This window comes from Nonomuraea mesophila (assembly GCF_004352805.1).
GTDB classification, from domain to species: domain Bacteria; phylum Actinomycetota; class Actinomycetes; order Streptosporangiales; family Streptosporangiaceae; genus Nonomuraea; species Nonomuraea longispora.
This window is the reverse complement of the sequence record NZ_SMLD01000012.1, coordinates 45,222-57,426: the sequence shown is the minus strand read 5'-3', so window position 1 is coordinate 57,426 and position 12,205 is coordinate 45,222. Positions and strand designations below refer to the sequence as shown.

The following is a 12,205-nucleotide window of genomic DNA, read 5'->3' as shown; positions in this document are numbered from 1 at the left end:
CTTCGCGCGTCTCACCATCTGAAATGATGCGCCGTCTGACGGATCAGCGTCATGGCGACAATGCTTGAGCCGCGGGGGTGGCTACATCGAGACGCACCACTCCAGAATGACAACCACGGCATCATGGCAATTCAGGCGGCAGGCGGTGAAAGTTGGCCCAACGGATGAAGAAATCAGCCGGTTGGTGGCTCCTCGTCGCCGCCACGGCCACCTACATGGGCATCCAGCTCTCGCAGACCATAAGGAACAGAAACGCGTGGCCTTTTTGCTCGTACAACATGTTCAACTACTACATCCCCGATCGAGCCACGCAGGTCCGGGTCGTCCTCATGACGGACAAGGGCCGGATGATCGGCCCCGCCGACCCCTGGCCATTGCTCCCTCTGGAATTCTTCCGGGTGATCTCCTTCATCGTCCGGGTCTTCGTCAGCTCGTCCGACACGGTGGTTCGGGACCGGTTCTGCGAGGCTGCGATAAAAGGCATGAACGAAAGGCCGTGGCGCGATTGGGACGAGGTCAGGGCCTCGTTCAGGGCGCCACCGGGAGAACGTTTCGCAGGTATGGAGCTTTATATGGTCGAGGTCGATTTCCGGATGTGCGATCCGGGTGACAGGGCCCACGTGCTGAAGGCGGATCTGATCCACCGGTACGACCCGGGCGGCTGGTTCGGCGATGCGCCCGAACCGTCCTTGTGGCGAATCGTGGACTGCGTCGGGAAGGAGTGAGATGAATCGTGACGGTCATCCGCGTGGCCGTCCGGCGCGCACCGCGCTCGGCGCGGTCTCCCGCCGGCTCGCCGACATCTGGCTGAACCAGCCCGGCGCCCGCGCTCGCCTGTCGCTGACCAGATACACCACCGGCGCCGCGATCATGCGTCATGTGGCGCACATGCCCCGTGGCGAAGTCCTGCAGGAACAACTCGCCATCCTGGAAGCGGCCGGGCAGCCCCGCGGCTCCCGCCGCTGGGAGCGCACGACCTACGAAGCGCTTCGCGTCCTCACGTTGGCGTCGGCCGCGGCCTGGACCTTGGGCAACGACCATCCGGCGATCAGGATCACGACCAACCTGAGTTTCCTCGCCCTCCAGCGTCGGCTCGTCGCCGTGCACAAGGACCTGTACAGCTACACCTCGCATCTCAACGTTTTCCTGCTCCTGTTGTCCGTCGTCGACTCGCGAGGCACGACCGCCACATCGTCCAGGCAGGACGAGGTCGCCTCGGCGGCGTTGGCCGCCATGCAGATCTACTACGCGACGATGTATCTGCAGTCGGGGCTGTCGAAGGTCATGGTCACCGGCCCGAAGTGGATGGACGGCCGCACACTCCGTGGCGCCATGGCCGAACTCGGCACGCCGTTCGGCAAGTCGATGAGCCGGCGCGACCTGCGCCTTCTGGCGGCGGCCAGCGCCGCGTCCGTCGCCTTCGAGCTGGGATTCCTTCCGGCCATGCTGCTGGGCTGGCCCTACCGGCATCTGCTGGGGCTGTCGTCCGTCGCCTTCCACGGCTCGGTGAAGGCGACCATGAACATCTCGTTCTGGCACCTGTCCTGTTTCGCGATTCCGCTGTTCGTGTTGTCGCCGGACGTGGAGCGCCGCGTCAGGCAGACGGCGCGGCTCGTCCGCCGCCATCTGACACCTTGCTGAGGAGAACTGTCTTGACCGATCTCGTCACCGTAACGACGTCCACGGTAAGCCCGCCGCGCTCCTGGGCCGACGCCCGCACCCACTACGAGGTGGCGCTCAAACACCCCTGGTACCGCGCGATGGTCGAGCTCAACGACGTCTTCCACACCAGCACCGTGGACTTCTGGCGGGCCCGCGGCGTCAAGTCGGTCTATCTTCCGATCACCACCGGGTCCATATCCAGCCCGATGGGACGGGGCAGCGACTCGACTCCGGTGCGGGTCACCGTGGAGGGCGTGGAGACATATCTTGCCGACTCCATGCAGTTCCTGCTGGAGTACGGCTGCCGTCTGTGGGGCGGCGGCTGCTACTACGTGATGCCGTCCTTCCGCGGCGAAGCCGCCGACGCCCGCCACCTTTGCCAGTTCTTCCACAGCGAGGCGGAGATCGTCGGCGACCTCGGTGACGTGATGAACGTCGTGCAGGACTATCTGCGCCACCTCGCCGCCGACTTCCTGGAGCGCTCCGGCGACCTTGTCGCGAGCGTCGCGGGCGACACCGGCCACTTGAAGGAGCTGTCCCAGGCGGACGTCTTCCGGCAGATGACCTTTCATGAGGCCGCCACGGCGCTGGGCCACGACCCGGCCTACGTGCAGGAGAAGCAACCGGGGATCCGCACGCTCACCAACGCCGGTGAACGTGAGCTGATGAGCCGTTTCGGGCAGTTCACCTGGGTCACGCACTATGACCACCTGGCGGTCCCGTTCTATCAGGCCTTCGAGTCCGGCGACGAGAGCGTGGCCCGCAACGGCGACCTGCTCTTCGGCATCGGGGAGTCGGTGGGCTGTGGCGAGCGGCACGCGCAGACCTCAACCCTGCGCCGGGCCCTCGAACTGCACGAGGTTTGCGAGGACGACTACGACTGGTATCTGCGGATGCGGGAGATGGTCCCGCTACGCACGTCGGGGTTCGGTATGGGCGTCGAGAGATTCATGCTCTGGGTCCTGCGACGCGATGACATCCGCGACATACCCCTGCTTCTCCGGTTCAACGGCCAGCAGATCGATCCCTGACCGCGAACACGGCATCGCCCGCGCCCGCCAGCCTCGTCGAAGGAGCCAGCATGACGCCCGGTCACACCACTGAAGTCATCGAATATTTCCGTCGCAAGGCCGACGGATACGACCGTGTCGACGAACAAGTGTACTGGCGTCTTTCTGACGAGCTGTTATGGGAGGCCATGTCCCGCTACGTCATCCCGCACATTCCGAACAATGCCGCATTGCTCGACGCCGGCGGTGGCACCGGCCGCTGGACCGACCGGATACTGCGCCATCGTCCCGACATGAGCGCGCTGCTCTTCGACCTGTCCGCGCACATGACCCGGCACGCCGAGGAAAAGGCGGAACGTGGCGGATACAGCGAGCGCCTTTCCATCGTGAACGGCGACCTGGCCGATCTGGTGGAGAAGTCCGGTGACCGGACATTCGACATCGCGATCAGCTTCCACAATGTGCTCGGTTTCGTGCGTGACGTCCGCTCGGTGCTCCGGCAGATCGGCACGGTGCTGAACCCCGGCGGGCAGTTGGTGCTGGTGCTGCCCAACCGCTATCACGCGGTGTTCTTCAACTTGCTCACCGGTTCGGTGAGCGAGGCGGAGAGCGCCGCTTTCGACCGGCGGGGACGGTTCACCTCGGACATGCCTGCCATGCATCTTTTCACACCGGCCGAGTTGGTCGGCGCGCTCAACGAGTCGGGTCTGCCCGTCGCCGTCAGCACGGGTTTTCCCGTCGCGGTCTATCCAGGTTTCCAGGAAACGCAGATCGCCGGAACGAGCGGGCTGGTCAGCGACGTGTTCGCCGATCAAAGTGCTTACGACCGCATCAAAGCGATCGAGTTCAGGCTGCTCGGCGAGCCCGGTCTGGCAGAGCGGGGCAATAACCTTTTCGTGGTGGCCCGCAAGCCGCCGGAGCCGCCGTCACGCCCGTGAATGCCAACTCGGCGAGCCGCCCGGCCATCTGGGGTAGCCTGTGGCAGGTCGCGACCGGCGGTTCGTCGCCATCACCCCCCTGCCATTCCCGTGACGACGGAGGACGACGTGCAGATTCTCTTCTGCAAATGGGAGGAGGTCTCCCTGCGGGCGTTGTTGAACCGCGGAGCACGGGTGCACCTCGTTCTCGACGCTTTCGATCTCGACCATGCGCGGCCCGATCCCGAATTACTCGGCAGGATGGCCGCGGTCTGGAGGGTGAGTCATTTCGACTCCATCGACGAGTTGAGCGCGGTGGCCGCCGATCTGCTCGTGTCCGGGGTCCACATCGACCGCATCGCCAGCTTCACCGAGTTCAGTCAATTCGGCGCCGGCCTGCTGGCGGAACTACTCGGACTGGACGACACGTCACCCCGGCTCGCGCTCCATGCCCGCGACAAGCGGATGATGAAGATCAAGGCGAAGGCGGCGGGTTGGCGGCACGCCCGCTTCGCCGGCGTTTCCCGGCACGATCAGCGGCCGGACCCGGCAACGCTGGCCGAGACGGTCGGGTTTCCGATGGTCGCCAAACCCGTGAACGGGATGGGCTCGTTGTCCACCACCCTCGTCCGTGACGCCGACGGGCTCGAAGCCCTGCTGAAGCAGCCCGCGTTCGCCCCCGAACTGCACTCGCGCCAATTGGTGCTGGAGGAACACATCTCCGGCTCCGAGTACCACGTGGATGCCGTGTGGCGACGGGGAAAACCGTGGCAGCTCCACATCAGCCGCTATCTCAGGCCCCGCATCGAGGCCGTCGACCCGGGGCACGACAACGGTTCGCTGATCGTGCCGCGTGAGGACGATCCGGAGCTCTACGCCTATGTGGAGGACCGCCATGTCGCGCTCAACGCCGAACTGGGCTTCGACACCGGCGTCACGCATCTGGAGCTGTTCAGGACGGGTTCCGATGAGATCTATTTCTCGGAGATCGCCACACGTCTCGCGGGAGCCAACGTTCCCGAGGCGATCGGCGCGTACTGCGGGGTCAACCTGCGCGAGGCGTGGGTGCACGAACTGTGCGGCGGTTCGCCGGAGTCGCTGGAGTACACCGGCCCTCCCTTCCGCTATGTCGGCTGGATCAACCTTGCGCCGGCAGGTGACGGCGTCATCTCCGGCATGCCGTCGAAAGAGGCTCTCGCCGCCGACCCCAACATTCTCGACTGGACATTCCTCCACGATGTGGGCGATCAGGTTGAACTGGCACACCCATCGGTGTGGTGCCTGCTCCTGGTGATCGGCGCCGACACGATGGAGGATTTTCACGCAGCAGTGGCCAGGATCGAGCGAGAGCACCCGCTCTCGGTGGCCGGCATCGACACCAACGGCGGTTCCTAGATGACCCAAGAGCACGACATCCACGAGATCGCCGCCGCCTTCGACGCGGCTGTGCGGGCGGCGACCACCTACGCCGAGCTCGACTCCGTCCGGTCGTCCTTTCTCGGCAAGCGCGGCCCCATCAAGGCCATGTCCCGCCGGCTCGGATCCCTGCCGGAGGACGAGCGCATCCGGCGGGCCGTGGTGTTGAACGAGGTCTCCGCCCGCATGCAGGCGGAGCTCGACCGCCTGCTTCCAGAGGCGCAGCGGCGGGAGCTGGAGGCGCGCTGGCGCAGCGAGGAAATCGACGTCACGCTGCCGGGCACGACGCACCGGCGCGGGGCCTGGAACCCGCTCAGCCAGGTGGAGCAGCGCAGCCTCGCCGTTCTCCGTCGCCTGGGCTTCGAATACCGCGAAGGGCCCGAGGTCGAGGACCCTTACTACAACTTCGACGCGCTCAACATCCCCAAGCATCACCCCGCCCGCGACCTGCAGGACACCTTCTGGCTCGACGGCAACCTGGTCCTGCGCTCGCACACCACCACCGTGCAGGCCAGGGTGCTGGCCGAACGACCGGAGCTTCCGATCAAGGTGGCATCCGCAGGACGCGTCTATCGCAACGAAGCGGTCGACGCCACGCACATGGCGATGTTCCATCAGCTGGAGGGATTCTGGCTGGCGCCCGGTCTCACTCTGGCGCATCTCAAGGGTGTGCTGGCCTTCGTGGTGCGCGAACTGTACGGGCCGGAGGTCCGCATCCGTTTCAAGCCCAAGTACTACCCGTACACAGAGCCGTCGATCGGGCTGGACATCTCCTGCACGCGGTGCCGTGGCGCGGGTTGCGATGCCTGCCACTCCGTCGGCTGGGTGACGCTGATGGGCGCCGGCATGATCCATCCCAATGTCCTGCGCGAGTTCGGCTACCACCGCCCGGGAGTGCGAGGGCTCGCGTTCGGCTGGGGCACGACGCGCATGACCGCGCAGTGGCTGGAGCTGAACAAAGTACGCCGCCTGTACGAGACCCAGCAGCGTCACCTGCGTTACCTGACCCGGGGGTTGATGTGAAGTTGTCCTTGGCGGGCCTGCGCGCCCATTGTCCCGCGCTGCCCGACGACCCCGAGGCCGTGCGGCTCCTGCTCGACGACGCGGGCATCGAGGTGAAAGGCGTATCGCAGTCGGGCGAGGACACCGTCATCGCGGTGGAGCTGCTGGCCAACCGGGGAGACCATCGCTGCTACGCGGGCGTGGCGCTGGAGTTGGCGGCGCGTCTCGATGGCCGGGTCGTCCCGTTGCCTGTCGCCGGCGTGACCGTCTCTTCCCCTGACGCCGGCGCGACCGGCATGCGGGTCGCCGGTGCCGTGACAGGCAGCGGGTGTCTCAGCTACACCCTCACTCCCCTGCGCGTCGTCGACGACAAGGCGGAACTGCCGGCCTCCGTCCGCCGGATCCTCGCCCTGGAAGGTGGCCTGACAGGCTCGGCCATCGTCGACGCCTCCAACGCCGTGTCCCTGGAACTCGGGCAACCGACCCACGCCTTCGACGCCGACCAGGTCAAGGGCGGCGTCCAGGTCCGGCCGAGCCTGTCCGGCGAGGTGGCCTGGCTCCTGGGCGAGGACGAACTCCGCGAGCTGCCTACGGGCACGTTGGTCATCGCCGACGATGTCAAGATCCTCGCGATCGCGGGCGTGATCGGTTGCGAAGAATCCAGGGTGACCGGGAGAACCACCCGCGTCCTGCTGGAGTCAGCGGTCTTCGACCCGGTCGAAGTGCGTAAGGCCGCCTCCGCTCTGGGCGTGCAGACCAGCGCGTCCCAGCGTTTCGAGCGCGGCGGCGATCCCACGGCCGTCCTGGCCGGCGTGGGCCGTCTGGTCAGGCTCCTGGAGGATGCGGGCGCGGCCGAAGTGACCGGGCCCAGCATCGTGCTGCGCGAGTGGCCGGGTCCGCTTCCGCGGGTCCAGATCGACTTCGAGGACCTCGGCGACTTCCTGGGCGTCCGCCTCACGCCGCAGGAGGCCGCCGACCGCCTGACCCGCTACGGCCTGACCCATGTCGGTGACGGGCTCTTCGAGGTGCCGGGACACCGCATCTGGGATCTGGTGGAAGCCCAGGACCTCTATGAGGAGGTCGCCCGTGGCATCGGCTATGACGCTCTGCCCACGACCCTTCCCGCCGGGAGCATCGGCGCGGCGCGGCCCGCGGCCGAGGAGGGGGCGTGGCTGGCCGGCGAGGTCCTGGTCTCGCACGGGTTCTACGAGGTCTTCACCGACGGTTTCTACAACCGGGAACTGCTGCGCCAGCTCGGCGTCGAGCCGGGCTCCGCGCTGGATGAGCACGTCGCGACGGCCAACGCCGCCGATCGTCGTTACGCCCTGCTGAAGAACAACTGTCTCGCGCAGGCGGTGGAGGCCGTCTCCACCAATGTGCGGTACCGGACCGCCGACGTCCGGTTGTTCGAACTGGCCACCGTCTTCGTCCCCGACGCCGGCGCGAACAACGGCGTGTGCACGGAAAAGGGTGTCCTGTGGGCCATCGCCGCAGGCTCGCTGCTGCCGGACACCTGGAGCGACGATCACCGGCAGCAGGACTTCTTCTCGCTCAAGGGGATCGCCGAGGAGATCGCACACCAGCTGGGGCGGGACCTCACCGTCACCGTGCTCGACGAGAAGCATCCCCTCAGCCCTTTCCTGCACCCCTTCCGCAGCGCGAGCCTGTACCTCGACGGGCGGCAGGCCGGCGTGCTGGGCGAAGTGCACCCCGCGGTCGTGAAACGGTTCGGCATCAAGGAAGTGCGCCCGATCTATCTCGAACTGGCACGATTCGGGCTGCTCCCAGCGCAAGCCGGCCCACGGCCGACGCTGGAGGACTCACCCCCCATCGATCGCATGCTCGACTTCGTGCTCCCGCAGGGAGTGCGAAGCACCGACGTCGAGCAGGTGCTCCGTGCGGCGGCGCCGGCCCGGCTTCGCGGGCTCGACGTGGTGGACGTCTTCACCGACCCGGCGCAGTTCGGTGAAGGAGCCCGGTCCATCACCTACAAGCTGCTCCTGGCCGTCGAGCCCACCCCGACGTCCGAAGAGCTCAACGCGGAGATCAAACTCATGATCGACGCCGTGGCTTCGAGTCTCGGTGAGCGAGGTGTGCGCCTGCGATGAGAGCCGCCGATGTCGAAGAGGCACGGACCCGCAGGGCACGGCTCGACCGGCTCGCGGACCAGTTCGTCGGGCACTTCCTCGACGTCGGCGTCGAGCCGCTCACCGCGGAGCCGTGCGTACCGAGCCAGGACCGGACGATCTTGTTCACCAACTCGGCTGTGGTGTCGTTCAAGCCGTTCCTCCGGGGTGAGATCCCGCTCGGCGCCGCCGGAGTCGTCGTCCGGCAGCCATGCGTGCGTGTGCACAACCTGCGCGCCACCTTCACCGACCAGTTCACGAACGATTTCATCCTGCAGTTCGAAATGCTCGGTGTACTGGCGCCGGCGGGTTCACGGCAGCGTCTGTCGGGCAGCGTGGCGCGGTATTTCGCCCAGGTGCTCGGGCTGGATCAGGCCGATGTGGCGCTCCGCGTGGCAGCGGACGATCTCGATCTCATCGGCATGTGGAGTGCGGCGTGGTCCGGCCCTCTCCTGGAGGACACCCACGAGCGCGACTACTACCGCTGGAGTTTCGGCGACCCCGGCCTGACCGGCCGCGGCGCCACCTTCGCCATCGCCCAGGGCGACGGGACATACCGTGACCTGGGAAACCTCATCGCCTTCGAACGCGACGGCTCCGTGGCCGGATACGGCTTCGGCGTCGGAGTGGAGACGCTGGCGGCGTGTCTGGATCGCCACCCATGGATTCTGCACAGCGTGCCGGCAGGAGCCGTGCCGCCTCCTTCGACCGAGGAGGAGGCGAAGCTGGCCGACCTCGTCGGGCTCCTGGTCCGCCTGTACGCGGAGGGCGTACGCATCCGCTCACGGGCCCAAGGGCATGTCCTGCGCAAGGCGGTGGTCAACACGTTGCGGCTGGCGGCCCGGCTCCATGTGGACGAAGCCCGGCTGCTGCAGAGGATCGAGGCGCTGGCCACGGTCGAAGCCCCAGGCCGGCCCGTGAAAGGCCTCGTCAGCGCGGACCTCGCCCGGCTGGCGGAGGAGCGCCCGGCGACGTACTCACATGATCTTTCCTTCTGGTGCGATCGCGGTGTGACACCGGACGAACTGGCCGTCGCGGCCGCTCAGGTGACCCTGGACGGGCTGCTCGGCATCGCCTGCCAGGTGAAGGACGTCTGGAAGGGCGACCATGACCGTGGTCGCATGTCGGTGACGCTGGAGGTCGGCCTGGACCTTCCCGCGAACACCGGGAAGGACGTGCGCAAGTCCGTGCTGCGGAAGGTCGCCGCCCGGCTGGCCGAAGACTTCAAGGCCGAGTTGCGCGGCGAGATCAGCTGACCCTTCCACGCCGAGTTGCCCCGGGAGATCAGCTGACCCTTCCACCGCGCCGACCGCCGGTCACGGTTCTGCTTCCAGGCTGTCGAGGATCTTGGTGGCGAGGGAGGCGAACTGGTCGAGCTCCTCGCGGGTCAGCCGGTCGACGAACAGGCGCCGTACCTCCTCGGCGTGGTCGGGCGCGGCCTTCTTCAGCGAGGCCAGGCCCTCGTCGGTGAGCACGGCGTCTATGCCGCGGGAGCCGCAGCGTTGCCTGGCGACCAGGCCGCGCCGCTCCATCCGGGTGAGCTGGTGGTGCATGCGGCTCTTCTCCCAGCCGGCGACCCGTGCCAGTTCGTAGGCGCGCAGCCGCCTGCCGGGTGTCTCGGACAGCAGCGCGAGCACGGTGTAGTCGGCGTTGGACAGGTCGCTGCTGGCCTGCAGTTGCTGCTCGATGCGGTTGCGCAGCTGCTCCACCATCCGGAAGGACGTCCGCCATGCGCGAAGTTCGTGTTCGGTCAATCCCTGCTGGGCCATGAGGTGAGCCTACCAGTGAGTTGACATATCCACTCGACGACTTCTAGCCTCCAGTGGACACGTCAACTCACTGGAGAGAGACCGCCATGACCCGTATCGGCATCATCGTGGGCAGCACCCGCCCCAACCGGAACAGCGAGAAGGTGGCCGCCTGGGTGCACTCCATCGCCTCGCAACGGGACGACGCCGTCTTCGAGCTCATAGACCTGCGTGACTTCCCGCTGCCGCACCTGGACGAGGCGCTCCTGCCGGCGTTCGGCTCCTACGACAACGATCACACCAGGCAGTGGGCTGGCATCATCGCCTCCTTCGACGGCTTCGTCATCGTGACCCCCGAGTACAACCACAGCATCCCCGGCGTGCTGAAGAACGCCATCGACTACCTGTACGCCGAGTGGGGCAACAAATCGGTCGGCTTCGTGTCGTACGGCATGGCGGGCGGAGCCCGCGCAGTGGAGCACCTGCGGATGATCGTTGGCAACCTGCATGTGGCCGATGTGCGCCAGCAGGTCACCCTCCACCTGATGACGGACTTCCAGGACCTCACCGTGTTCACGCCCGGCGACCATCACCTCGAGTCACTCGACACCATGCTCGGCCAGGTCGTGTCCTGGAGCGCCGCGCTCGCCCCCCTGCGGGCCGTCCCCGTCCCCTGATCACTCTTGAGCACCGTTTGAAAGGCGATTCACATGTCGAACAAGAGCGTGGCCCGACGCCGGGATTTCCTGAAGACCTCGGCCGCGGCCGCGGCGGCGGGCGCGAGCCTGCTCGCGGCAACACCGGCCGCGGCTCGGAGCGGTGATCAGGCGCCGGCCGGCAGCGGCAGCCCTGGCCGGCGCTACGTCATCCGGGGCGGGGCGGTGATGTCGATGGACCCGGAGGTGGGCGACTTCGAGGTCGCCGACGTGCTGGTCGAAGGCAAGAAGATCGTGGCGGTCGGGCCCCGCGTCAATGCCGGCGGAGCCCAGGTGATCGATGCGCGCGGGCGCATCGTCATGCCCGGTTTCGTGGACACGCACCACCATCAGTTCGAGACGGCCGAACGCTCGTTTCTCCCCAATGGCCTGCTGCAGGACGACGGCTCCGGGTCGCCGAGCGCGTCCCCGAACTACATCGAGCACGTCCTGCGCGGGTTCGCGAAGTTGTACCGGCCGCAGGACGTGTACGTCAACGAGCTGTTCGCGGGGCTCGCCCAGCTGGACGCGGGAGTGACCACGGTCCTCGACGTGTCGCAGATCCACCACTCCCCCGAGCACAGCGACGCGGCGGTCCAGGCGTTGATGGACACCGGGCGGCGGGGGGTGTTCGGCTATTTCGAGGGCGACGGCCGCGAGGGAGCCCGCTACCCGGAGGACGCCCGCCGCATCAGGAACCGATGGTTCTCCTCGGACGACCAGTTGGTGACCATGGTCATGGGCGGCGAGCTGCACCTGGACAAGGAGGTGTACACCAAGGCCTGGACGATCGGCCGCGAGCTGGGCCTCAAGCTCGTCGCGCACGCGGTCGGCTCCTTCGGCATGCGGCCGGTGCTCGACGAGGTGGCCCAGGGCGCCGGAGGGCTCAAGGTCGGGCCGGACAACCTCTTCATCCACATGACCGGCATGTCCGACGAGACGTGGAAGAAGATCCGGGACGCCGGGGCGCAGGTCTCTCTCGCCATCCCCATCGAGATGGTCATGCGGCACGGCACGCCGCCGATCCTCAAGATGCGGGAGCTGGGTATGCAGCCCTCGCTCAGCTCCGACGTCGAGACCACGATGGCCGCGGACCCGTTCACGCTGATGCGCGGCGCGATGACCATGCAGCGCATGCTCGTCAACCAGCTGGTCCTGGACCAGGGTGACCCGGTGCCACCGAACCACTGGCCGACGCCGGCCGAGGGCACCCCGTCCCTGCTCACCGTCCAGGAGACGCTGCGGTACGCGACCTGCAACGGCGCCGAGCACCTCGGGCTCGGCGACAGGACGGGTACGCTCACCCCCGGCAAGCAGGCCGACATCGTCCTGCTCGATGCCACCGCGCTCAACGTGGCTCCGCTCAACAACGTGCCCGGGGCGGTCGTGTCGCTGATGGACCGCACCAACGTCGAAACCGTGATCGTCGCCGGCAAGGTCCGCAAGTGGCGCGGGCGCCTGCTCGACGCGGACCTCGGCCGGCTCCGGCGCGAACTCGAAGCCTCACGCGACTACCTCTTCAAGACGTACGGCATGCGCAAGGACCTGTTCGCGTAGCGCCCAGCAAGGCCCTTCCCGCATCGTCAACGGGATCGAGCCCCGCGGCTGGTGTGCATCGCCCGCCCGTAC

Annotated in this window: 11 protein-coding genes; 10 read left to right on the top strand and 1 reads right to left on the bottom strand. The window is 67.2% G+C overall.

The window, feature by feature from the left end:
- Nucleotides 1-164: 164 nt before the first annotated feature.
- From E1295_RS07230 to E1295_RS07195, 8 genes are all read left to right on the top strand, one after another.
- Nucleotides 165-725: a hypothetical protein gene (locus tag E1295_RS07230; protein ID WP_132628890.1), complete on the top strand. Its 561-nt coding sequence runs from the start codon at nt 165-167 to the stop codon at nt 723-725.
- A 1-nt stretch (nt 726) separates the two neighbouring features.
- Complete coding sequence (locus E1295_RS07225) at nt 727-1,641, top strand: hypothetical protein (RefSeq protein ID WP_132628889.1); 915 nt, start codon at nt 727-729, stop codon at nt 1,639-1,641.
- Between the two features lie 11 nt (nt 1,642-1,652).
- Nucleotides 1,653-2,693: an amino acid--tRNA ligase-related protein gene (locus E1295_RS07220; protein WP_132628888.1), complete on the top strand. Its 1,041-nt coding sequence runs from the start codon at nt 1,653-1,655 to the stop codon at nt 2,691-2,693.
- Between the two features lie 50 nt (nt 2,694-2,743).
- Nucleotides 2,744-3,610, top strand: a complete 867-nt coding sequence (locus tag E1295_RS07215) for a class I SAM-dependent methyltransferase (RefSeq protein WP_132628887.1) — start codon at nt 2,744-2,746, stop codon at nt 3,608-3,610.
- A gap of 108 nt (nt 3,611-3,718) precedes the next feature.
- Nucleotides 3,719-4,984 (top strand): ATP-grasp domain-containing protein, encoded by a 1,266-nt coding sequence (locus tag E1295_RS07210; protein ID WP_166427119.1) that lies wholly within the window; start codon nt 3,719-3,721, stop codon nt 4,982-4,984.
- Entirely contained in the window at nt 4,985-6,028 is a 1,044-nt protein-coding gene (gene pheS / locus E1295_RS07205; RefSeq protein WP_132628885.1) for a phenylalanine--tRNA ligase subunit alpha, read from the top strand.
- Nucleotides 6,025-8,115 (top strand): phenylalanine--tRNA ligase subunit beta, encoded by a 2,091-nt coding sequence (locus tag E1295_RS07200; protein WP_132628884.1) that lies wholly within the window; start codon nt 6,025-6,027, stop codon nt 8,113-8,115. Before pheS ends, E1295_RS07200 begins: the two co-directional genes overlap by 4 nt.
- A complete protein-coding gene (locus E1295_RS07195) occupies nt 8,112-9,389 on the top strand; it encodes an alanine--tRNA ligase-related protein (protein ID WP_132628883.1) in 1,278 nt (425 codons plus the stop codon). The genes E1295_RS07200 and E1295_RS07195 overlap by 4 nt, the downstream gene beginning before the upstream one ends.
- A gap of 60 nt (nt 9,390-9,449) precedes the next feature.
- Here E1295_RS07195 and E1295_RS07190 read toward each other — a convergent pair whose 3' ends face one another.
- Nucleotides 9,450-9,902, bottom strand: coding sequence for a MarR family winged helix-turn-helix transcriptional regulator (locus E1295_RS07190; RefSeq protein ID WP_220448584.1), 453 nt, complete (start codon nt 9,900-9,902; stop codon nt 9,450-9,452).
- An 86-nt stretch (nt 9,903-9,988) separates the two neighbouring features.
- Here E1295_RS07190 and E1295_RS07185 point away from each other — a divergent pair, with 86 nt between their 5' ends.
- A complete protein-coding gene (locus tag E1295_RS07185) occupies nt 9,989-10,558 on the top strand; it encodes an NADPH-dependent FMN reductase (protein ID WP_132628882.1) in 570 nt (189 codons plus the stop codon).
- 33 nt (nt 10,559-10,591) lie between these two features.
- Entirely contained in the window at nt 10,592-12,133 is a 1,542-nt protein-coding gene (locus E1295_RS07180) for an amidohydrolase family protein (protein ID WP_132628881.1), read from the top strand.
- Nucleotides 12,134-12,205 lie beyond the last annotated feature (72 nt).

Bases quoted from the DNA above. Each gene is read 5' to 3' on its own strand.
- E1295_RS07195 (WP_132628883.1), top strand. From the start codon at position 8,112: ATGAGAGCCGCCGATGTCGAAGAGGCACGGACCCGCAGGGCACGGCTC.
- E1295_RS07215 (WP_132628887.1), top strand. From the start codon at position 2,744: ATGACGCCCGGTCACACCACTGAAGTCATCGAATATTTCCGTCGCAAG.
- E1295_RS07185 (WP_132628882.1), top strand. From the start codon at position 9,989: ATGACCCGTATCGGCATCATCGTGGGCAGCACCCGCCCCAACCGGAAC.
- E1295_RS07230 (WP_132628890.1), top strand. From the start codon at position 165: ATGAAGAAATCAGCCGGTTGGTGGCTCCTCGTCGCCGCCACGGCCACC.
- E1295_RS07180 (WP_132628881.1), top strand. From the start codon at position 10,592: ATGTCGAACAAGAGCGTGGCCCGACGCCGGGATTTCCTGAAGACCTCG.
- pheS (WP_132628885.1), top strand. From the start codon at position 4,985: ATGACCCAAGAGCACGACATCCACGAGATCGCCGCCGCCTTCGACGCG.
- E1295_RS07225 (WP_132628889.1), top strand. From the start codon at position 727: ATGAATCGTGACGGTCATCCGCGTGGCCGTCCGGCGCGCACCGCGCTC.
- E1295_RS07190 (WP_220448584.1), bottom strand. From the start codon at position 9,902: ATGGCCCAGCAGGGATTGACCGAACACGAACTTCGCGCATGGCGGACG.